16 protein-coding genes and 1 tRNA gene are annotated in these 23,365 nt (G+C 44.4%); 11 read left to right on the top strand and 6 right to left on the bottom strand.

The features are described from left to right. Positions 1–91 precede the first annotated feature (91 nt). From E0F88_RS15745 to E0F88_RS15735, 3 genes are all read left to right on the top strand, one after another. On the top strand, positions 92–775 hold the full coding sequence (locus tag E0F88_RS15745) for a hypothetical protein (RefSeq protein WP_131959226.1): 684 nt from the start codon (positions 92–94) through the stop codon (positions 773–775). A gap of 18 nt (positions 776–793) precedes the next feature. After that, positions 794–1,465, top strand: coding sequence for an NUDIX hydrolase (locus E0F88_RS15740; RefSeq protein ID WP_131959225.1), 672 nt, complete (start codon positions 794–796; stop codon positions 1,463–1,465). A 96-nt stretch (positions 1,466–1,561) separates the two neighbouring features. After that, positions 1,562–1,633 (top strand) — tRNA-Arg (locus tag E0F88_RS15735). 242 nt (positions 1,634–1,875) lie between these two features. Here the strand turns inward: E0F88_RS15735 and E0F88_RS15730 are convergent. From E0F88_RS15730 to E0F88_RS15710, 5 genes are all read right to left on the bottom strand, one after another. Then, positions 1,876–2,379, bottom strand: coding sequence for a hypothetical protein (locus E0F88_RS15730; protein ID WP_131959224.1), 504 nt, complete (start codon positions 2,377–2,379; stop codon positions 1,876–1,878). 14 nt (positions 2,380–2,393) lie between these two features. Then, complete coding sequence (locus E0F88_RS15725) at positions 2,394–3,080, bottom strand: hypothetical protein (RefSeq protein ID WP_131959223.1); 687 nt, start codon at positions 3,078–3,080, stop codon at positions 2,394–2,396. A gap of 60 nt (positions 3,081–3,140) precedes the next feature. Then, positions 3,141–6,644 (bottom strand): T9SS type A sorting domain-containing protein, encoded by a 3,504-nt coding sequence (locus tag E0F88_RS15720; protein WP_165940079.1) that lies wholly within the window; start codon positions 6,642–6,644, stop codon positions 3,141–3,143. Positions 6,645–7,053: 409 nt separating this feature from the next. Then, positions 7,054–7,701 carry a response regulator gene (locus tag E0F88_RS15715; protein WP_229213782.1) on the bottom strand — a complete coding sequence of 216 codons (648 nt, stop codon included), beginning with the start codon at positions 7,699–7,701 and terminating at the stop codon, positions 7,054–7,056. A gap of 24 nt (positions 7,702–7,725) precedes the next feature. Beyond that, on the bottom strand, positions 7,726–9,906 hold the full coding sequence (locus E0F88_RS15710; RefSeq protein ID WP_131959221.1) for a tetratricopeptide repeat-containing sensor histidine kinase: 2,181 nt from the start codon (positions 9,904–9,906) through the stop codon (positions 7,726–7,728). Positions 9,907–10,471: 565 nt separating this feature from the next. Between E0F88_RS15710 and E0F88_RS15705 the strand changes: the two genes are divergently transcribed. The 8 genes from E0F88_RS15705 to E0F88_RS15670 all read left to right on the top strand — a co-directional run bounded on the left by E0F88_RS15705 (position 10,472) and on the right by E0F88_RS15670 (position 21,286). Then, positions 10,472–11,149 (top strand): RNA polymerase sigma-70 factor, encoded by a 678-nt coding sequence (locus tag E0F88_RS15705; protein WP_131959220.1) that lies wholly within the window; start codon positions 10,472–10,474, stop codon positions 11,147–11,149. A 55-nt stretch (positions 11,150–11,204) separates the two neighbouring features. Then, entirely contained in the window at positions 11,205–12,200 is a 996-nt protein-coding gene (locus E0F88_RS15700; RefSeq protein WP_131959219.1) for a FecR family protein, read from the top strand. Positions 12,201–12,231: 31 nt separating this feature from the next. After that, positions 12,232–15,660 carry a SusC/RagA family TonB-linked outer membrane protein gene (locus E0F88_RS15695; RefSeq protein WP_220466304.1) on the top strand — a complete coding sequence of 1,143 codons (3,429 nt, stop codon included), beginning with the start codon at positions 12,232–12,234 and terminating at the stop codon, positions 15,658–15,660. A gap of 11 nt (positions 15,661–15,671) precedes the next feature. Continuing rightward, positions 15,672–17,510: a RagB/SusD family nutrient uptake outer membrane protein gene (locus E0F88_RS15690; protein WP_131959218.1), complete on the top strand. Its 1,839-nt coding sequence runs from the start codon at positions 15,672–15,674 to the stop codon at positions 17,508–17,510. A 22-nt stretch (positions 17,511–17,532) separates the two neighbouring features. Further along, entirely contained in the window at positions 17,533–18,429 is an 897-nt protein-coding gene (locus E0F88_RS15685; RefSeq protein ID WP_165940078.1) for a DUF1735 domain-containing protein, read from the top strand. A 77-nt stretch (positions 18,430–18,506) separates the two neighbouring features. After that, positions 18,507–19,196 carry a 3-keto-disaccharide hydrolase gene (locus tag E0F88_RS15680; RefSeq protein WP_131959216.1) on the top strand — a complete coding sequence of 230 codons (690 nt, stop codon included), beginning with the start codon at positions 18,507–18,509 and terminating at the stop codon, positions 19,194–19,196. Between the two features lie 34 nt (positions 19,197–19,230). Then, positions 19,231–20,529 carry a Gfo/Idh/MocA family protein gene (locus E0F88_RS15675; RefSeq protein ID WP_131959215.1) on the top strand — a complete coding sequence of 433 codons (1,299 nt, stop codon included), beginning with the start codon at positions 19,231–19,233 and terminating at the stop codon, positions 20,527–20,529. A gap of 124 nt (positions 20,530–20,653) precedes the next feature. Then, positions 20,654–21,286 (top strand): HAD family hydrolase, encoded by a 633-nt coding sequence (locus E0F88_RS15670; protein WP_131959474.1) that lies wholly within the window; start codon positions 20,654–20,656, stop codon positions 21,284–21,286. A 100-nt stretch (positions 21,287–21,386) separates the two neighbouring features. Here the strand turns inward: E0F88_RS15670 and E0F88_RS15665 are convergent, their stop codons facing one another. Beyond that, positions 21,387–23,279: a CocE/NonD family hydrolase gene (locus E0F88_RS15665; RefSeq protein WP_131959214.1), complete on the bottom strand. Its 1,893-nt coding sequence runs from the start codon at positions 23,277–23,279 to the stop codon at positions 21,387–21,389. Positions 23,280–23,365 lie beyond the last annotated feature (86 nt).

Below are 23,365 nucleotides of genomic sequence, written 5' to 3'. Positions count from 1 at the left end.
ATATTGATTGAAAGTTTACAAGGCAGAGAGACATCTCTGCCTTATTTTTTCAACAATTTTTTACCTTTGCCAATCAACTATATTGAAACCAATGAAAAGCACACGACTGGCAGTAATATTTATAGTTCTTTTTTCAGTTAAAATCTACGCACAGCAGCCGGCAAGGGTTACTGCCGGGGTCGATTTTGGTACGGGTTATAAAGACAAAACCTGGGTTCCGTCGGCCATGTATCATCAGGAACTAAGTCTTAATCATTTTCCCTGGCTGCGCATTGGATGGGGAGTTCGGGCGTGGGGTTACTACGCTGGCCGAACCGATCTTGCACCTAAAAATACGTCTCTGTCGGGAGACACGTTAAAGTTTGGAAAAATTACGTCAAACGGACTTAGCTTTCTGGCAGGAGCGAGTATAAAGTTATGGAGATTTGATATTGGAGCAAATACAGATCTTGTGGGTATTGCGTTTGGCGCAAGACGCCGCGGCCTGTATACTCAAACAACACTTCCCGATGGAGAAGGAGCCGAATTTTACAATTCTTATGTACCCAGCGCGCCAAGCACGCTAAATGCATTGCCCTTATTTTTGGAAAATCAGTCTGGTCAATCCGAGCTTTTCCTGCGGTATTGGTTTACCCCGCGCGTCGGCCTGAAAGTAGGGTATGTTCATGGCCGGATTACCTACGCCTCCTCAGAAAAACTTGACAATGGGCAAACACGCTTTTCTCAAAGTTATGGTGTTCCGTATGCATCTGTCTCATTTCCTTTATACAATTAGAGCCGCCTCAACGATTTCATGACTGAACAATTAATTGATTCTCATAAATATAATCTTTGGAAAGACAGACTTGAATCCAATGGTCTGGAAATTCATCGCATTGATGAATTGTACTCGAGAAGAAATCATCAAGGAGAAGTTCTTTTTTCATTGCTTTACACCGATGCAACGACGCCGGAAGGGAACAAAATACCGCCCATCTGTTTTTTGAAAGGTGAAGTTGTCTGCGTCCTGATCTGTTTTATAGACTCGGTAACAAAAGAAAAATATCTTTTACTGGTCCGCCAGCGCCGTATTTGTGACGGATCGCTTACTTATGAACACCCGGCTGGAATGTTGGATAGTGAAAGTGATGCGGCCTCGGTTGCTGCGCGTGAGGTTTGGGAGGAAACAGGGATAAAAATTGAAATTGAGCAACTTGTAAAATTAAACGACGAGCCTTTTTTCCCTTCCACAGGCACCAGCGACGAGGCCATGTATCTGTTTTACTGCGAGTTGGAGCTAACACATGATCAAATTATTTCATATCACAACAAGAGCCAGGGTTTGCTGTCAGATCACGAATACATCGATACCTTCGTTGTTCCGTTTGCGGAAGGACATAAGCTGATCACCAATGTAAACGGTATCCTGCTCAACTTTATGTATCTTAAAAACGTGGGAGACTGGGAGTTACTCAAACAGCTGTAACAATCGGTAGACAGACTGTCCTTTTTTTAATACAAATTCAACCGTTTTGTATCAAAAAAATAAAATAGCACCTATATTTGCACCCCGTTACCCCAGGCACCCATAGTTCAATGGATAGAATTTCGGTTTCCGGTACCGACGATATGAGTTCGAATCTCGTTGGGTGCACAAACAATTCAACAAAAACACAAAAATCCCTGTTAATCAATGATTTACAGGGATTTTTTTTTATTGAAAGGCATCAAAACATTCACTTAATAACTATATCCTGGCAAACAAACCGCGAGCGCAGCAGCTGTAGCCGAAGTGCATGCCAGTTTAATTCCAGATCATTGGTCATCCTGACCTTTGTGTATTTTCGAATGTCAGGAATTTAAATGTTCAAAAGTCCCGAATTTAAACGAGTTGGCTTACAAAATATCGGTCGTTTGGAATTTACCTTTGGTAATCACCAATGATTTTCCTCCCACAATATTTTTCAAAGTGCCGCTGAACTCACCCACGATCTTTCCGGGTCCCAGGGGAGTGGTAGGCAAAGAACTTTCAGTAATTTTTACAACAAGTGGGTCTGTTGACTTTTTGTCATACTTGTAGGTTGATCCATTGTAGATCAGCGTCAAACTGCTTTCAGTCCTGAAGCTTGCAGCGTAGTCGTTTACACCGGTGTAACCAACGAGCGTAATTGATATTAGGTCGTCTTTGGGCTTGTTGTCACTTAGAATAGATACGTTTATTCCGGCTCCATTCTTTACATCTACTGCTCCGCAATTCCCGTTCCATTGCGTTCCGTCTATTTCCATGGACATAGTTCCATCCTGGTCATTATCCATAGGATCGATTTCATTGCCTGTTTTTTTACAGGATATAAGGACAAGAAGTATCAGAGCGGTTGTGATAAATTTCGATATTTTCATGGTTGTTTGTTTGGTTATTCTGGTATGTTTATTCGTTTTAATTTAAAATTCCCGGTGATCAACTGATGTTCGTATTGGGCGCATTTGTCGACAGGTTTATGATACACGTTTAAGTAAAAGCTGCCTTCTATGATGCCCCCATTTTCACTGCTGTACCTGGTGATGTCAATCGATTGGAAACCTACCTCCAGGTCCTGTTCCCGACAGACGCCATATTCGTCGGGTGCGAGCCTCCACTTATTTTTGGTATTGTCATATATCTTCAACGGAGACGGAGAGGAGGCCACCAGGCCCGATCTGACTCTTTTAATAAGCGTCGACGTATTTTTCGCCGCCGCATCTTCCTTACGAAACGTATACACACCGGTATGTGTCACATTATCAATGGAAAACCCACAACTGAACCCATTGGATTTGGTTGGATCAAGGTAATTCAGTGCGCCGAAGCCGACAGTCATCTGGTTCCCCTGAAAATTGCATGATGCCGTTTGTAGCCCCATGCTGGACTCCATCGTTATAAATTGTTTGAATGAGTAGTTTTCACCTACATCGAAAGTAGCATCCAGCCCATACTCATTTGTATTCTCCTGCGGAATTGGCGGATTTGAGTCGTTGTTGCTGCATCTTGCCGCTATGAAAAGCGGCATACATAACACAATAAGTTTAAGCGAAAGGATTCTCATGGGGATCAAATGTTTCATTATTGTTTCTATTAAAAAATACTATCGGATGTCAGTTGGCAATTCCCTCATGCTTGTGTTTTAGTCCTGCTTAACCCCTTTTAGGATGACAATTCCTGCTTTCGTTTTGACACTGATGGTATAGGCACCAGGTGGCATTTTCAAATTCGTCACGTGGATTTTGCTATCAGCAGTGGCGCCCTTCTTGGTCATGACCAATCTTCCCTTTGAATCGATAAACTGTATTTCTACATCCGCGATATTTTTATTTGGTGCAATGATTGAAAATTCGTTACTGAACGGATTAGGATAGACGTACGTCGTATACAGGTTATTAAATTTCAGGGTAATGATTCGACTATATGCGTAACTCCCATCAAGATCAAGCATTTTTAGTCTATAATAGAGCTGACTTTGAGCGTTGGTGAAATCGGCCGCGCCCTTATCAACAAAATCATATTGATCAGTACCGGGTGAAAAGGCTATTTTGTTTAAGCGCTGAAATTTTTTGGCATCGGTGCTTCTTTCCACTTCAAAGCGATAGAAGTTCTTTGGGTCTGCTATTTTCCATTGCAGGAATGCATTTTGCTCCCGTGCTTCTCCTGTTAAGGACACCAGGCGAACGGGAAGCGCCTCACTGTTGGTATGTACAATGAATCCGCTAAAGCCTTTGGAAACATCGAAACTCACCTCCCACCGGTTTGAGTAATTGTCCCAGACAATGTCACTGTCATCAGGATTGATGGTCATGGACCCTTCATGATAAGTCGCTGGAAGGCCCGTCCCGTCGTCACTTTTTCCGGCGAATTTTTCGACCCGAAGGTTTGAAATACCAACCGCGTCCCCTCCGTTTGCCGGAAGGTTTAACATGCTGCCCGGATGACTATTGAATTCAAGAAAGTCTTTGTTTGTAAAATACAATGTTACCCGTGCCGTGGAAATGCTTTTTTCGGGCGTGATCTGGTAGTGTCGGGCAACAAAAGGATAGGTGGGGGTGGAAGGCACGGTACCTTCGATCCACACCTGGGTGTGCACCTTACCGCTAACCGGATCGCTCCCGTTAGGCGTGATACTAGCCAGAATGTAACAGCCACCCGTGGCAAGAATCGGGACCTGGTTGACACCGGTAATGTTGACGTTAACGTCTGATGCAGTCATGATCAGTTCTTGTCCGGTAGGCTTGAAAATATTGATGGCGTTCTCCTGAGGGGTCCCTACAATGAGATAAGCTTTTGGATAATTGTACACAGGTTTTAAGCTAGGGCCTTCATTGGCGTCCGATCCTATGACGCTGTTGCACGGATTGACGACACCGGTTACCGCATAGGATCCATTTCCCAAGGTCATCGAGCCGACATTTACATTAAGACCGTTATCCCAGTTTACACCCCGGACCAGATAATTTCCATCCGTGAGCGGACTGGTAAAATAATATCCTAAATTGTCGTTTGCGGTGCTGCCAACCAGGGAATTGCTGGCATCAATGATTCCGGTATCTGCTTTTGTTCCGTCGGCCAATGTTACAGCACCGGCATCAACCACACCGCCGTTATTCCAAAGGTGACTTTCCACTAAGTAGTTTCCATTGGCGAGGGCGTGTATACCCACGTCAAGACCAGCAGTTGCCTGGACTCCTATTTGATCACTTGTACTACTACCTACCAGTGAATTGGCTTCACTAACCAGACCTGTAATGCCCGTCGCGCCATCACCCCATGTAACTGCACCAGCATCAGATATAGCGCCTTTATTCCAGTTGCGGCTGCCTACCACGTAGTTCCCATTGCGCAGTGGTACGATATCCTGGCCCACGTTGTCGCTTGATGTACTTCCGGTCAGGGAATTATCAGCAGATATTACTCCGTTGGTAGCAACGTTGCCATTTCGCCAGGTGGCTGCACCAGCATCTATGATTGCTCCATTGTTCCAGTACCGGTTTGATATGACGTAATGACCGTTCGTAAGGACCGCTATCCGTTGCGTTAGAAAGTCATTGGTAGAACTTCCAATAATCGAATTACTGATGCTGACAGTGCCTGCGGTTGTCATGGTTCCATTCGCCCAGGTGGTTGCACCCACGTCCGGAACGGCTGCATTGTCCCAGAATGGGCTTGAAATGACATAATGGCCATTTGAAAGAGGGGTGACGCCGCCGCGTGCTATTTGATCATTGGCCTGAGCACCGATTATGGCTGTTGCGGGATTTACAGTTCCGCTGGAGCCGATATTCCCGTCACACCAGATAACTGCCCCGGTATTCATAGCGGCCCCATTATCCCAGAATGGTGCCGAAACGACATAATTGCCATTGGTTAGGGCTACAACCTTCCCTTCACCAGAGCCTCCTCCTACCTTATCTTCGTCGGTGCTTCCTACCAGGGAGTTCATTTCCGTTACAACTCCTGTCCGGCCCGTAACACCATTACACCAGGTTACAGCGCCGGCATTGACAATGGAGCCATTGTCCCAATTTTCGGAATCGACAATATAGTTACCATTGGTGAGCACGACAACCCCGCCAGTCACAGTGTATCCAACCTGATCCTGTGCGTGACTTCCAACCAGGGAGTTGGATTCATCGACGAGGCCGGATGTACCCGTGGCTCCGTTCCCCCATGTTACTGCTCCCGCTTCGGCAACCCCACCCTGCCGGCTTGAAGGGCTGCAAACCACATAATTCCCGTTGGGCAAAGCCTTCACCCCGGACGAACCAATGTTATCGCCATCCAAACTTCCCAACAGGGAATTGGTAAGACTCACCCGCCCTGCAGAGCCCCCCGACCCATTACACCAGGTAACAGCACCCAGAGAAGTAAGGGGGGTGCTGCCACCCCATTTTGTACTGGTAACAACGTAGTTATTATTGGTTAGGATCGTTATTCCTTCGCTACCTACGGCATCGTCCCAGCGGCTGCCAACGATTGAATTACTTTCAGACACAAGTCCTGCTGTTCCGGTAGTCCCGTTTCCCCATGTTACCGCGCCTGCGTCATTCATCAACAAGACGTTATGCTCCCAATGCGGGCTCACGACCACATAATGGCCATTGGGCAGCGCCCTGATACCTAACGAGCTCACATTATCATTCGGAGTGCTCCCTACCAGTGAATTCGCAATGCTTATTACACCCGATATACCGGTGACTCCATTGCCCCAGGTGGCAGCACCTGCCTGCGTAGAACCACCATTTCGCCACTGAGGGCTGCTGATCACAAAATTACCATTGGTGAGGGCAGTTATCCCTCCGCTGCCTGCCTGATCGCTCGGGCCGGAACCGGTAATGGTGCTAATCAGCGCATGTGTGATGCCGTTATAGAGATGAACCGCTCCCACATTAGTGATTCCGGGTATGTCATGCAGAGGGTCCGTCACCACGTAGTTCCCATTGGTTAGCACAGTGACTGCTAATCCAAACGATTCACTACCCGCCGGACCCGCAATTTTTTTTATCTGGGCATTTGCTACAACCACCAGTAGCCAAGCACAAAAGAATACCAGCCCTTTTATAATTCTTTTGATTTGGATCAATTGGTGGCGAGGTTTCGCTCCCATGGGCGAAGAAGTCGAGAGAGGAACAGAATCCATAGTTTGTTTGATTAAGAGAGAAAGTAGATTTGAATTGACATGCTTCATTGTTTGCCTTATGATGTATCTTTTCCGAGTGTGTGATCATCAAGAAATGCGGTACCGGGTTTCTTGCCGGGTTATGGAAAGGTCTGATTTCGAATTTCCTGATATGCAAATTTGAGGTAAAAGCCCACGCACTGCAATAACATATATGGGTTACGGGAAACTACGTGGTGAAGCAATGTTATTCCACTTTTAATACCCGTATAGGGAGTTTTTACCTTAGTGCAGAAAGCTTAAAGCCGGGGTCAAAACAGTTATCAGAGCCACGCTGATTGTAAAATTGCAATGTGAATTGCCAGGTCGAATGGGCCTGTTGGTTGAAAAGGGATTAAAGGAATTTGAGATCCGCCGGGACGTGATTAGTTCACTTACCAAGTGAAACCTTGTACAGGGCTTCAGTGGCACTATTTACATGTAGCTTTCTGTAAATACTCTTAATGTGGACACGGACGGTTTCGATGGAAATGCCCAATTCGGAAGCAAGCATTTTGTAACTGTATCCTTTTACCAGTAATTCCAGAATTTCATTTTCTCTTTTACTTAGCAATTCAAGGGCAGGGTCTTTTTTGGTTTCATATTTGGGAATAAACCCGAGGACCTTCCGGGCTATCGAACCGGACATCGGTGCGCCTCCGTCCATGACATCTCTGATTGAAGATTGCAGGGAATCAAGGTTTTTTTTGAGTATATAACCACTTGCCCCAGCGCAAATGGCATTGAAAACATTTTCGTCGTCCTCGAAAACCGTAAATATCAAAACCGGAACATCCTTGTCTACTAACCGAAGTGCTTTCGTTGCTTCAACCCCATTGCTATGAGGCATTTCTATGTCCATTATGATCACATCCGGCTTGTACCGAAGCATATCCTTTTTTACAAAGCTCGCGTCCGACATGGCGCCAACCACCTCAAGGGAGCCTTCCCATTCCAGAAGCGTTACCACGCTTTCACGCAGACTTTCGTTGTCTTCGTATATAAGTACCTTTGCAGCCATGGTCAAATGTAGTGCCATTTATTTTGGAAAGATATACCATATTCAGGTTAGGGGAATCAATAGGTGAACGAGCGTTCCTGAATCACCGGGTACGACTGAGAGATCCCCTCCAAGCTGCTGTGCTCTGTCTCTCATACTTTTGGTTCCGGTGCCGGTTCCGCCACCCTTCCATTTTCCATTATCTTTTATTTCCAGTTGAAGCGCTTCGTTATGTCGCACAAATTCCATCGTGACGGTAGAAGCACCAGCATGTCGGGCAATATTACTGATGGCCTCCTTGCAAATCAAAAGCAGTTCCTTTCTCGCCTGAATAGGCAATTCCTGGTCGATCAGTTCATCCCCGAGCGCAATTTTGATATCAATATCCAATACTTCCAGTGTTTGGGAGGCATATTCTCTAATCCTTGCCACCAGGCTTTCCATTTTTTCATTTTCAGGTCGGATAGCCCAAACAATGTCGCTCATCTTTTCCTGCACGGTTTTGCTCTGTGTTGAAATTTTCCCGAGCATTTCTCCGGCATGAACGGGATTATTCAGGAGCGTTTTCTGAGAGACATTGCTTAAAATATTAATGCTTGTCAGGGTGCTGCCGATTTCATCATGCAGGTTTTTACTAATGCTGTTCCGGATAGCCAGCAAGTCGGCCTGTTGCTGAATTTTTCTTTTAAGTTTGAAACGGTTTAGCCATGTCAGGCCCGTAACCAGGGTCAGCACGAGTCCCGTAAGCAGCAGGTTCCGGACTATTTTTTGATTCAACAGTTGCGTATCCATTAATAATGCCTCCTTTTCAGAAAGGGCCAGCTGCTGCTCTCTGTTTTTAGTAAGCAGGTTCTGTTTTTCCAGTGCGTCGTCTTTCAATTGTTTCTCCGTGGACAGCAATTCTATTTCGGCTTGCTTTTGCTTTGCTTCCAATACGTTGCCGGCTATGATGACATTTTGTTTTTCGATTTGCAGTTGCTTTAATTTTTGCAGCACATTGAGACGTGATATTTCCCCGTCTTTTTTTTCAGTTTCATACAACGTCCGGATCTCTGTGATCTTTGCCAGGTTGCTTTTTTCGGAGATGCTGTCACGGTAGGTTATAAATTGTTTGTAGTAAAGGTGGGCTTGTTCAAAATGATTCCGGGCGAAGTAGAAAGCGCTGAGCTTTTCATAGGCATTGGCAATATTTTCTTTGTTGTCCAGCGATCTGGCCAGATTCAATCCCTTTTTATAATAGAGTACCGATTTGAGAGAGTCATTAGCAACTGAAGCCAGGTTGCCAGCCGAGACATACAGTCTGGAAAGCATTTGTTTATCATTTATTTCCTCAAAAAGTGCAATGCCCTTTGTCTGCCAGCTGAGCGCCTCCGAATAGTTTTTTGTTTTTGAATAATAAACCGAAAGTGCAGAGTAAGCAGAGGCTATGAGCTTTGGGTTTTTTACCTGCTCGGCATATCGTAGTGCCTGCTGAAGATGATTTAATGCCAGTTCAAGGGACCCCTTGAGAATGTAAAGCTGACCGATGTTGATATTCGTAACGGCCAGTCCCTTTTTGTCATCCAGCTTTTTTCTTATCGTGATGCTTTTTTGCTGATATTGGATAGCATCGTCCACTTTTCCCAAAAGATAGAAAAGTGAGGATATATTGCTGTACGTTTCACCCATACCTTGCTCAGCATTGTTCCTTTCGAAAAGCGTTAAAGCCTTCAGAAAGTTTTCAAGAGCCTTGTCTTTTTCACCCTTTGCCAGATACATCGAACCCAGATTGCTGTATACCTCTCCTGTTTTCTCGGAGGCCTGCTTCTGGAGACCTAATGCCAGCGCCGTTTTAAAAAAGATATCCGCATCGTGATTTTTACCTCTTTCAATGGCGTAGATTCCTTTTCGGTTGTAAATATTAACGAGTAAGCTGCTGTCTTTTAATTGTCTAACTACCGGAAATGCCAATGAGTCGAATTTGTTCATCTCATTCGATTTTCCCATGGACTGGCTCAGATCTGCAAGTTTGTCGTAGGCAACCGCCATATCGTAGTGGGAATCAGCTTTGATCGAAAGTTGTAGGGCCTCTTTAAGCCTGAAAGAAGCCGAGTCATATTCATTTCGTTTGATAAAACCTTCCGACAGGGTGATTAACTTTTGAGCTTTAAATGATAACCGGGATTTAGCCGCTTGTGAGAAAGCCTCGTTAGCGTATATGTAAAGTACATGGAGCAAGGCGGCTAGTAGTAGTTTCAGTTTCATGTGCTCAGTGAGTGTTAGTTTTCGATAGCAACAGGGCGGGTGCTTTCAGAAACAATATTTTTGAGCTAAATGTAAAGGTTGGTTATCAGAGATTGTTTACCGTTGAATAAGTTATGATACCGACCATCAATGCATCAAGTAATATTTCCAGTATCTGGCTATTATTGTCATAATCATATTTTCAGGTTGAGCACTAAACAAAACGACTCTAACGTACCGAGCCAAAAATCATCGAGCAGAAATCAAGTTTCTGTCTGCCATTTGCATAGGTCTGAATCTTAATCAAGACTAAAAAGATAAAATAAAGTTCGTCCTCACCAGCCGGTAAGTTCTTCAAAGCAAATCTATTAATTTCGAATTAGTCCTCATTTGCTAGAACGGCCAAAACAAACGGGCGTGTGCGACGCTTTTTTTTTTCATAATAACTTGTCATCAGGATAAACACTCCTGATAAGGTCAATTTCAAAAAAGCTCAAAAATATTTTACAAAAACAAAATTTAGCAGGTAGGGTACCTTTCAAAAATTTTGTCTCTTCAACAAAGAGGTTAACTTATATTTTGCAAATTGGGACAACAGCAACCGGAAGATCCATCAAACGACGCGTTCGGACAGGAAAGTTTAAAGCAAGCGCCTTCACAAGACACAGGCAGAACACCTGTCAACAGCAACAATGATAAAGAATTTTTTATCAGGAATGTCTTTTTAACAGATGTCAAAAAAGGCTACGACCTGTTGTTTCGTCATTACTATGCGGCGCTCTGCAGCCATGCCGTCAGATACGTCTATTCCAAGGAGATTGCAGAGGATATTGTGGCTGACGTATTTTTTGCATTCTGGAAAAAATCGGCCCACGAAAATATCACGACATCCTTTCGGGCCTATCTGTTTATCTCCGTCAGAAATAAATGCCTGACTTACCTCAGGTGGGAAATGAATAAGGAAACCTGCGAAGAACTTGACGAATACGATCTGGTATCGGCACATTCGCAGCCTGATAAGCTCATGGAGTTCGACGAATTGTACTTGAAAATTGAAAAAATAATTAACGCTCTTCCTCCACAGAACCAGAGAGTTTTTCTGATGAGTCGTTTCGAGGGCAAATCGTACCAGGAAATAGCAGACAAACTTCAAATCTCAAAAAAGGCTGTTGAAGCCCACATCAGCAAAGCGCTGACCGAATTCAGAAAAGCACTTAAAAGCCAGACCATAATCCTGCTCGCAGGTTTAACGGGATTGTTATAGGAAATCTATTAGCCATGAAGACTTTCCAGTCTTTGTCATACACAAAAAGATAAAAATGAGACCAGAACTTACAAAACATATCGTTTTCTCATACTTCTCGGGTGACTCCACAGCACTTCAGAAAAAACTGATCGAAGATTGGCTGACAGATATCCGGAACGTTGAAGTATACTTCGAATGGCTTGAAGAGTGGGAAACCATGCAACCGCAATTTTTACCTGATACCTCACTGGCGCTAAACAGAATGGATGAAAGGATTCTGCAAAAAGCTGAACCGGTTTCCGAACCACAAATAATAAAGGCACCAGGTATTTCTACAAAGACGATGCTTCAATGGGCCGCCTCTGTTATGCTGATTTTAAGCGTACTGATATACACCCAACGTGAGGTGGTGATGTACAAAACCTATCAGACCGCTTTTGGGGAATTAAAGTCTTTTACACTTGATGACAGCAGCCAGGTTGTTTTAAATGCAAATTCTTCATTAAAGGTACCCCGATGGGGCTTTGGAAAATCAACACGACATGTGTTCCTGGAAGGTGAAGCCGAATTTTCTGTAAAACATACAATTGATCACCAGTATTTCAAGGTACATACAGCTGATAAAAGCCTGATAACCGTGCTGGGGACAGAGTTTGTGGTCTATACCCGTAAGCAGCGCACCAATGTGGTTTTAAACAAAGGTAAAGTGCAGCTATCCTCTTATGCCAAAGAGAAACCACTTACTATGCGGCCAGGAGATCGGGCTACTGTGGAAAGTAACGGCCAAATCAAGGTGCAGCAGCTTTCCAAGACTGAACTTATTGAACAAACTGCCTGGAAAGAACATCGATTTGTTTTCGATGATACTCCGCTCAAAGAGGTTGCTGTTAAAATCCGTGAGGTATTTGGTGTTGTGGTCCGCATTAACGACAAAAACCTGGCAATGCGTACAGCCACAGGTTCCTTTCCTGCAAAAAATGCAGAAGAGCTCCTTACCAGCATGTCTTTCATGTACAGTTTTGAAATCACAAAAGCAGACAATAAGATCTTATTAATTCCTAACCCTTAATTTAAATTATCAACCCCAATCTAATAGATTTATGAATTTAAAACTACTGTTATTCAGGCGGTTCTGGCTCTGCGTTGCAATCGGGGTATTTCCGAATCTGGTATTTGGCCAGCTCTTTGCCAATTCAAAATCTGTCGTGCGGCAATCAGAGGTGCGTCCACAAGCAGCTCAGCTGAAAGACATGCTTTTGATTCTTAAAGACAAATATCAGGTCGATTTGCTTTTTGAAGAAAAGATTCTGTCCCAAATCATGGTGCCTGCTAATGCGATCCGGGCAAATGCATCCTTTGAGTACAATCTGGAACTTCTTCTACGTACGACAAACATCAAATTCAAAAAAGTAAAAAAGGGAACCTATGTGTTGCTGGATGAGAAAAATACGCCCGAGCCAATCATCAAGCCTGTAGACATTCCTGAAAAAACACCGGCCAGCGGGGTGAAGGCCATCGAAACGATGGGTAAAAAAATAAAGGAGGTTTCCATGGCTCTTGCCGAGATCCCTATTACAGGCAGGGTGACGGACGAGAGAGGAGAAATTCTGCCTGGTGTAAATATCATGGTAAAAGGAACAGCCAGAGGTGCATCTGCTGATGCATCGGGGAACTACAGCCTGTCTGTTCCGGAAGGAGAAGTTACGCTTGTATTTTCTTTTATCGGATATGTGACGCAGGAAGTTGTTTTGGGAAATCGTAAAACACTTGATGTGATTCTCAGACCGGACAACCAAAATCTGGAAGAAGTTGTCGTTGTTGCCTTTGGCACACAGCGCAAAGAAAGTATAGTGGGTGCAATTTCATCTGTTTCAGCAAGTGATTTAAAAGTGCCGGTCAGTAAATTAAGTAACGCGCTCGCCGGGCAGATTGCTGGTATTGTATCGGTGCAGGGAAGCGGCGAACCTGGTTCGGGTTCCAGTTTCTGGATACGCGGAATCAGCAGTTTCGGAGCAAGTAATACACCTTTAATTCTGGTAGACGGTATTCAGCGCTCTATGGATCTGGTGGATCCGGAAGATATTGAATCGTTTTCGATTCTTAAAGACGCGAGCGCAACGGCGGTTTATGGTGTACGCGGTGCAAACGGTATCGTGCTGATCACTACTAAAAAAGGAAAGTACTCCGATAAACCTACCATAAACACCCGTTACGAAAGAGGCATACTCGCGCCTGTAAGACTTCCAAAGCTTGCAAATGCAGGTCAGTGGATGGATTATTACAATGATATCAGCTATGATGCAAATGGTTCGACTCCTTTTCCAGATCACATCAGACAGAAATATTTATCCGGAGAGGATCCTGACCTGTACCCGAATGTTGACTGGATGAAAACAATCTACAAGGAAGCGACAACAAGCAACCGTTTGAATTTGAATGTTTCTGGTGGGGGAAAGATTGCCAGGTATTATGTGTCCGGCTCTTATTACAATGAAAACGGGCTTTTTAACCCCGTTGTAACCAAATCCTACAATCCTTCGGTAAGCTATAACAAATTCACTTTTCGTTCCAATCTGGATGTGGATGTAACAAAAACGACAGAGCTGAGTTTGAATCTGGCCAATACTTATGAGAATAAAAACCGGCTGGGCGTAGATATGGCAACCATGTATCAGATCGTGATGACAACACCTCCGATCTCGATCGCCCCCTACTATTCCGACGGAACCAATGCACAGCCGCTGGTAGGCAGCAACCCATATTATTCACTCAATGGCACGGGGTATTCTCAGGATTTCTGGAACACTTCCCAATCATTGATGAGCCTGACTCAGGACTTGGGAGATTACATTCTTCCCGGCCTGAAATTCAATATCAAGTTTTCGTGGGATGCCACCAACGAGTCAACCCTGGATAAGCGCAAAAATCCGGCAACCTACTACGCAACCGGACGTGATGAGAACGGCAAACTGATTTTGCACAAAAACGTAGATGGCAGTGACTATTTATCTTTGTCCAGATCAAACAGAGGTACGAAAACCACCAATCTGGAATCATCTTTTAATTACGACAATGCCTTTGGTGACCACCGGGTTGGTGGTTTGTTTTTGTTTACAAGAAGAGAACATACCGACAACTTTCCAGGGAACTACATTGCTGCATTTCCATATCGCAACATAGGAATTGCCGGGCGTGTCACCTATGCCTACCAAAACAAGTTCTTTTTTGACGGCAATTTTGGTTACAACGGCTCCGAAAACTTTGCTCCTGCTCACCGGTTCGGTTTTTTCCCTTCCATCGGTTTTGGTTACAATTTAAGTAAGGAAAAATTCTTTAAAAGAATATTACCGGATGTTAACCTGCTGAAATTCCGCGGTTCGCATGGATACATAGGAAATGACCAGATCGGAGGAAACCGCCGCTTTGCTTACAATTCCGAAATGCAGAACTCCGGCTCGTATATTTTTGGAACTACTGGTCAAAAAAGTATTACGGGCGTGGCCACCGGCAATCCCGGAAATCCGGATGTGGCCTGGGAGCAGGCTATCAAAACCAACATTGGGTTTGAACTGGGAATATGGGACCAGCTGAAATTACAGCTCGATTATTTCAACGAGCGCCGTGACGGCATCTACATTCTGCAGCAAAGTGTTCCTTCTGTTGTCGGGATCAACATTGCACAGTATGTGAACCTGGGTAAGATGGCCAACCGCGGGATGGACGGCTCTTTGGAATATACCTACGTAAAAGGCGACTGGATGCTTTCGGCCCGTGGAAACTTTTCATACAACAGAAACAAAGTCATTTATAACGATGCCCCTACCCCGATTTATGCCTATCAGCAGGTTGCAGGTCAGGCTTACAATCAACAGTTTGGCTTAATTTCTCTTGGTCTGTTTAAATCCGCTGAGGACATTGCGGAAAGTCCTGTTCAGAAATTCGGATCTGTCGTGCCTGGTGATATTAAGTATAAAGATATCAACGCCGATGGAGTCATCGACAGCTACGACCAGATCGCCATCGGACGCAGTACAGTACCGGAAATTTCTTATGGTTTCGGATTGAGTGCCAAGTATAAAAACTTTGATTTGTCTGCCTTTTTTCAGGGCGTTGGCCATGTTACCAGAATTATCAGCGGCGATCCGTTACAGGGACCCGCGGGAAGTATTCTGGTAAACGGACAGATCCTTGCCGATGCAGCAGACAAAAGGTGGTCTCTGAACAACCAGAATCCCAATGCAGAATATGCAAGGATGTCACTGGCTTTTAATGAGAACAACCGGCAATCCTCTACTTTTTATCAAAGGGACATGAGTTTTATCCGGGTGAAAAATGCTGAAATAGGCTACACCATACCAAAAAGCATTGTAAGCCGTGCGAAGATATCAACGGTAAGAATTTATGCACAAGGGGTGAACCTATTCACATTCAGCAAATTTAAACTCTGGGATCCGGAGCTTAATGCCAGTTATGGCAATGTTTATCCGCAAATGAAAACAGTCAGTTTCGGAGCAAGTCTTAATTTTTAATAATTATGAAAATGAGAAAATCATCCCTTTTACTTGGTTTATTATTAAGTGTTTCCGTGTTTACCTCTTGCAGTGATTACTTATCTGTTGAGCTACAAAATGCACTGACGCTGGAGGAAACTTTTAATAAAAGAAGCACCACAGAAGCTTATCTGGCTCAGATATATAGTTTTCTGCCGAATGAATCCGACATAGTGGGTGGCGAGGCATCGGTTATTCCAAGATCGGACGAAGGCATGTTTTCCTGGCTATCAGGTGTGTCCTGGCTTAATATGAACAATGGCTCCTGGGGCCCGACAAGCACAGCTTTCCTTACCTGGAAAAGCAGCTATACCGGCATTAATCAGGCAACGATTTTTATGAATAATGTTGATAAAAACGTCGAAATCAATCAGGAAACAAAGGATATTATGAAAGCTGAAGCGCGTTTCATCCGTGCCTTCCTGTATTTTAACCTGTTGAGAAAGTATGGCCCGGTTTATATCTGGGGTGACAAAGATCCGGATATCACGATTCGTCCTGAATCAATTGATCGCGGCACAGTCGACGATAACTTTGCCTTCATCCTCTCCGAATTCGATAAGTGCATCGCTGCTTTACCAGCCACCGTAACAGAAGAAGCCTGGGCTGGCAGAGCGACAAAAGGGGCTGTGATGGCTGCAAAAACCCGTGCAACACTCTATGCGGCCCGCCCGCTTTTTAACGGAGCTGAATATCTCAGAAGCATGATTAATAAAGAAGGCCAAAAGATATTTCCTCAAACCGTTGACGCAGGTAAATGGGAAACCGCTGCGAAAGCCGCCAGGGAGCTTATTGATATGAATCAGTACAGTCTGTACACCGACAACACCGAAACCGATCCGATGCGCAAGGCAATCAAGTCTTACCAGGGTGTATTCTTCAAGTTCTGGAATTCGGAAGTGATTTGGGGACGCTGGCTGGGTGCGGCTAACGGATGGGTAGTAAGGGCTAATCCTCCCCGCGCCGTGAAAGAGGGTTATGGCGGATATGCACCTTCGCTGAAACTGGTAGATACCTACCCGATGGCCGCAAGCGGACGTTACCCTGTAACCGGCTATGATGCCACCGGCTACCCGATTATTGATTCCAAGTCGGGTTATCAGGAAGAAGGTTTCACTGCCGGATACATTCACCCACTCGACAACTGGAAAGCGATTCGTGCCCATAACAGCACAGTTGGCCGTGATGCGCGTTTTTATGCTTCCGTGCTGGCCAACGGGTTCAACTGGTATAACCGGGGTGCAGGCGATAAACTCATTACTTTCCATACAGGAGGTACTTCGGGATACCAGGCGTCCGGTGACTGTGTAAAAGCCGGATATTTGTGGCGGCGAATGAGCGATCCAAGCAATAATACGGAAAGCGGACAGTGGGGACAATTTTGCTGGCCTACTTTCAGGCTTGCTGAAATATTTCTAAGCTACGCCGAAGCCTGCAACGAAAAGCCACAGCGAAATGAAGCCGATGCTCTACTTTACATCAACAAAGTCAGGAACCGCAGCGGGTTAAATAACCTGCAGGTGGCCTACCCCGAAGTGATCGGAAACCAATCGCTGCTACGCGAGCTCATTCGTAAAGAACGTATGGTAGAGATGGCATTTGAATCGCACCGCTACCATGATGCACGTACCTGGATGATTGCCGAAACCGAATTTGTCGGACCAAACTACACCCGTAATTTGTCAGCAACCAATTATGATGATTCATGGAAACGCTCGTCAACGCTTTTTCCGGGCACCAGAGTTTTTGAAAAAAAACACTATTTCTTTCCTATCAACCAGGAGCAACTTAATGAAATGAAAAGTTTCACCCAAAATTATGGATGGTAATCATTACAAACGATTCAGAATCATGAAGAATTATAAAAACAGTTTATTGCATCTGCTGGCGCTCTCACTCATAATTTTAGCAGCAGGCTGTGAAGACCGCAGGATGAACAATATGGTGGAGGATAAGGTGTACCTCAATAATTTCGGATTAAATAACCAGAACGTTTTCAAAGGAGATAACTTCACTTACAATTTACAGGTAGTCAAAAGTGGTGTCGGCACACAGGAAGGTGAAGTGACCATAACCGTAGATGAATCCCTCCTGGCTAAGTATTACGGAACAAAATATACCTTGCTCCCTGCTGCCTATTACAAGGTAAAAAACTCTACACTGAAAATAGAAAAATCAGATTATCAGGTCCCTTTTGAAGTATCTTTTGACGCAGCGGGCATTGAAGCTTTGCAAACTACAACACAGTTCACTTATGCGATTCCGTTTAAATTAAGTTCGGCGGGGTCACTTCATACCGCTGTTGAAACTCAACTTTATTCAGTGGTTGTACCAACTGTGGTAAGTCCATACCTGGGATTTAAAACGGCCGGACTTGCCGCAGCAACTTCATCCTTAAGTCTTGCGGGCTCACCTGCCGAAACAAAGTTTTATGCATTTGTGCAGACCAATTACAACAACAAAGCGGATCTGCAATACAAGGTAGAAGTTGATGAGGCGGTGCTGACAGCGTATAACATTGAGAAAAAAACAAGTCATAAGATCCTTCCTTCTCAGGCTTACAGGCTGGATCCGGCAAGCTTTCTTGTACAAAACCTGAATAACGAACAGGCACTGACCTATTATCTGCTCAAAAACAATGCGCCAAAAGGCGCTTACATGCTGCCGTTGAAATTGACTCAGGTATCTCTGTTTGGAATAAATCCGGCAAAATCAACGATGCTTATTCCTGTTTCCATCCAGGACTAAACCCACAAAGAAACCCCAAAGTAATAATTACGATGGGGTTTCCTGCGTATCAAACCAATCGTAAATATTTCCAAAATATGAAAAGTATAAAAGCTGGTGTTATTACACTGTCTGTTTTATGTCTCCTATGCTTTAAACTTTTAGGACAAACGCCACCGGTTAAACAATTTGAGCTTTCAAAAAAAGAGAAGAAACAAGGTTACAAAATTCTTTTTGACGGCACCTCAATGGATCATTGGAAAGGTAATACCAAAGAATATGTGCTGGAAGACGGCACGATCACAATGCGTCCGCTTCAAAGTGCAAGTGGGAATTTATACTCAAAAAATACGTACTCCGATTTCATTTTACGTTTTGAATTTCTGCTTAGTCCGGCAGGGAATAACGGACTTGGCCTGCGCCATGACTATGTTGAACCAAAACAGGGGTATAGCGGAATGGAACTTCAGATTCTGGACAACGAACATGCAAGCTACAAAGATCTGGAGCCAGGTCAATATCATGGTTCCGTGTATAAGATCATTCCTGCCAAACGTGGTTTTCTGAAACCTGCTGGTGAGTGGAACATGCAGGAGGTCCGGGCAAAAGGTGACCACATTCAGGTGATCCTAAACGGGGAAACCATTCTTGACGGAAATCTGAACCAGGCAACATCGAAATTGAAGCCAGGATCATTCCAACAGGCGGTTTTAAACAAGTCAGGACATATCGCTTTTTTGGGCCATGGATCAGTCGTTCGGTTTAAAAACATCCGGATTAAAGAATAGATATAAATAATTTCAGGGCTCAATAAAACTGATCATGGACTACAAACATACAGACAAAAACACAGAACGGAGAAGTTTTATCAAAACAGCAGCTTTGGGTGCGTTAGGTTTCACAATATTACCATCCCTGATTGGAAAAGCAGCTCCCAGCGACCGTTTGCGAATAGCACATATCGGGCTGGGTTCGATGGGAAACAGTCACATGCGATGGTTCGCAGATCTGCCACAGGTCGAAATCGCCGCACTCTGTGACGTTGATCAGCTTCACTTGGGCGAGACCAGAAAAAGACTTGAGAAAATACAGCCGAATTTAAAAGTTGACGTGTATGAAGATTTCAGACAGATACTGGAAAGGAAAGATATAGATGCGATCACCATTGCCACACCTGACCACTGGCACGCGCAAATTGCCACGCTGGCATTTCAGGCAGGGAAGGATGTATATGGAGAAAAGCCGCTGTCATATAATTTCAGCGAAGGCAATATGATGCTTAAAAATTTGAGTAAACACGGCAGGATTTTTCAAATGGGAAACCAGATACATGCCAGTGAGAACTTTCACCGCGTTGTAGAGATTATTAAATCCGGAGCAATTGGTAAGGTCAGCACTGTACGTCTGTGGAAAACAGGACAATCTCCCGAACTCGGTAACCCGGCTGTCCAGGCTATCCCCAAAACATTAAACTGGGATATGTGGCTTGGGCCTGCTCCTTACACCGACTATATTCCTGCAAAATGCCACGGTACTTTTCGCTATTTTCTGGATTATTCCGGCGGCGTTTTTGCTGACTTCTGGTGCCACATTGCCGATGTTGTTTATTCTTCGATACAACCAGCCGGACTTAAAAAGGTATCTGCACGTGGTGAAAAACCAGGTGGCATAGGCGACGCACCCAAGTGGCTGGATGTCGATTATGAATTTGAAAACCTTAAAGTTTTCTGGACAACCGTACCACCAAATGTTCCCGGAGCCGCAAAAAGAGGAATCGGTGCCTACTTTGAAGGTGATAAAGGAACACTCGTCTGTGATTATGACAGCAGAGAAATCACAATCAATGGGCAAACAATGACAGACATTGCCGAAATCCCGCAAACAAATCCCAGGTCACCCGGACATCAGCAGAACTTCGTCGATGCGGTAAAATCAAGAACGCAGCCGGAATCAAACCTTGCTTACGCCCGTGAGCTTACGCTTCCCATGCATCTGGCGCTTATTTCCTATCGCTTAGAAAGAGAATTAAACTGGAATCCGGAGAAAGAAAAATTTATCGGAGATAAGGAAGCCAATAAATTACTTTCCCGCAAACCCCGAAAAAAATGGGATCTGGTTTAGGAAATATGCTGATACCAGGTGTTGTGTGAAAAGATGAACGGAAAAGATAATACCATCGCTGATGAACGAATTGTCAATACCAACTTTTCCTTCCATCTTTACGATTCACCAAAAACGCTTATTCATGCAAAGCAGTGACCTGAAAATACTTTTTTTTGATATCGGCGGAGTACTGCTAAGTAATGGCTGGGGACATGAGTCAAGGATGGCGGCAGCTGAAAAATTCGGACTGGATTATAAAGAGCTGGATTCGCTGCATAATTTTATCTTCAACGTCTACGAAATTGGAAGCATCACCTTAGATCAATATCTCGATACGGTTATCTTTAATCACCCGAGAGATTTTGTCCGTGAAGATTTCAAAGAGTTTATGTATGCGCAGTCTGTGGAATTGCCTGACATGCTCGCATGGCTGAAAGAATGGAAAAGAGACTGCGGATTCCGGATTATCTCAATCAATAACGAAGGTAAAGAACTCAATGACTACCGGGTTCAAAAGTTTAAACTTCACCTTTGTTTCGATGCATTTATCTCCTCCTGCGAAGTAAAAATGCGTAAACCTGATCCGGGAATTTTTCAGTTAGCCATGGGTATCGCCCAGGCAACACCGAGCCAGTGCGTATACTTTGATGACCGGATTATGTTTACCAACACAGCCAAAAAGCTGGGTATAAAAGCTTTCCAGCACACAGGTTTCGAATCTACAAAACAGATTTTAGAAGACTTAAAAAAGGAAAGATTCGACCGGACAATCTAGACTTTGGCCAAATAAAAACGCGGAGTTTCCCAGATGAAACACCTTTGAGAAACTCCGCGTAAAACGCTAAAAACGTTGTGTTTAAACCAGAGACACACACTTACTTTTTCACCACCGGAAGCACTACAACCGAAGGATACTGAGCCGAGTGAAGAACCTTGTTATGGGCGACAACCCCTTTTGTTTCGTCATAATTATTTCCACCTGTATTCAAATTTCGATCAAAACGGGGAAAGTTGCTGCTTGAAATTTCCAGACGAACGCTGTGTCCCGGCTCGAAATAATTACTTGTTGACATGGGGCTCAAAGTCAGTTTGTAAACCTTGCCGTTTTCCATCATGACTTCTTTATCAAATCCTTCACGGTAGCGGGCACGCAGGATCGTTTCATCCAGATTGTAAGCACGGCCATCTGGATATACATCGATGAGTTTAACCGTAAAATCCGTGTCCTTTGCATCAGAAGAAACATAAAGTGTGGTTTCAATCGAACCCGTAAGCTCCACACCTTCCTTAAAAGGCTCGGTGGTATAAACCAAGATATCCTGCCTGGTTTCCATCTGATGCTGATCCCAGGATCCGCCCTGAATGGCCGTCCCGGTGCAGCAAACATTACCGCCATAAGAAGGTACCGGAAATGCCGGATCATAGGTAAAAAGATCGGGCTTTTCATCTTTGGCCGGGGCTTTGGTCGTCAGTTTCCCATCTCCATACAGGCTATTTGCACTCCCTTTACTCGAAAAATAATAGGTTACCGGCTCCGTACTCACTGGCGGCCAGGTTTCGGAAAACTGCCACTTGTTGGAGCCCATGGTATAATACTGAACGCGCGGCGTTTTTTTCAGCATACCATTATCTTCACCCTTAAGCCAATAATCAAACCAGCCATAAATCAGACCGTCATAATCGAGACGTGCATCTCCAACGCTGCGTTCACCCACGATTGTATTTTCGGTTGCACGTTTGTAGGCACAATGTAATGTTGGCGCAATCACAAGATACTGGCCATCTTTTACCTGCTGATCGATCCCGTTTTTTCTTACATGATTAAACAAGGCAAGATTTGGTCCGGTTGAAACGTCATACCAGGAAACAAACCAGAAACTCGGAACACCAAATGGCATGGTTTCGTGATATAACCCGCCTTTATACCACTCAGGATCGGTTGGTTTTCTTACGATCATTTTTTCATAAACGCCTTTCGGCCCGTCCACGTTTTTGATGATGTCCTGAACAGGCAGGTGTTTCAGTTTTTGTGCCCAATCTACTTTGGGCATTTCCGGAGCCAGATCATAAAACCTGGAAACACGTGCCAGATCTTCACTTTTTGCATCTTTTGGAAACAGGGGCCTTGCCAGGTTATCCGTTTCCGTTCCATACAGCCAGGTTGTAAAAAGCATTTGCTGGGCTCCTCCCCGATACCAGTTGCCCTGCTCTGTGAAAGGGCCAACCTTTCCTACGCCTGCACCAAATCCCATTGGCACCATAGCTGCATGTGAAGGATGATCCAAAGCTGCAACAGCCATTTGCCATTCTGCTGTTGAAGAGCAACCTAATGTACCTATTTTCCCGTTCGACCAGGGCTGGGCAGACATCCAGGAAAAGGCATCATAACCATCCGTTGTAGGTGGCCCGAGAATATCCCACTGACCTTCTGAGAAAAATTTACCTCGTTCGTTTTGCACGACGTATGCATAACCCCGTTGCACCGCGTCCAGAGCAGCCTGATACGTGCCGGATTTCATTTCACCATCACCCCAGGAATTAAAGTTATAAGGTGTTTTTGAAAAAATAACAGGTACTTTTTTATCGGTTTTAGGGCGGTAAACATCCGTAGCCAAGCGGGCACCATCCCGCATAGGCATCATGATCTTTTGTTCGATAACCGCAATTTCTTTTAGTTTTTTCAACACTTCTTCCTGTGCAAAGACACTGGGAGAACTGACAGAAAGTGTTAAAACAAAATTAATTATCAGCGTAATTTTATTTTTCATATAAAGCTGGTTAGTTATCAGTAAGCTATTTCAATTAAGCGATTTAAGCGGTTAAAACAAAGTATTAATTCCAAGGTAAATTTTTT

Origin of the sequence: Dyadobacter psychrotolerans, from assembly GCF_004349265.1 — a bacterium.
Taxonomy (GTDB): Bacteria; Bacteroidota; Bacteroidia; order Cytophagales; family Spirosomataceae; genus Dyadobacter; species Dyadobacter psychrotolerans.
The sequence above is the reverse complement of the archived record's forward strand: the minus strand, read 5'-3'. Positions and strand labels throughout refer to the sequence as shown.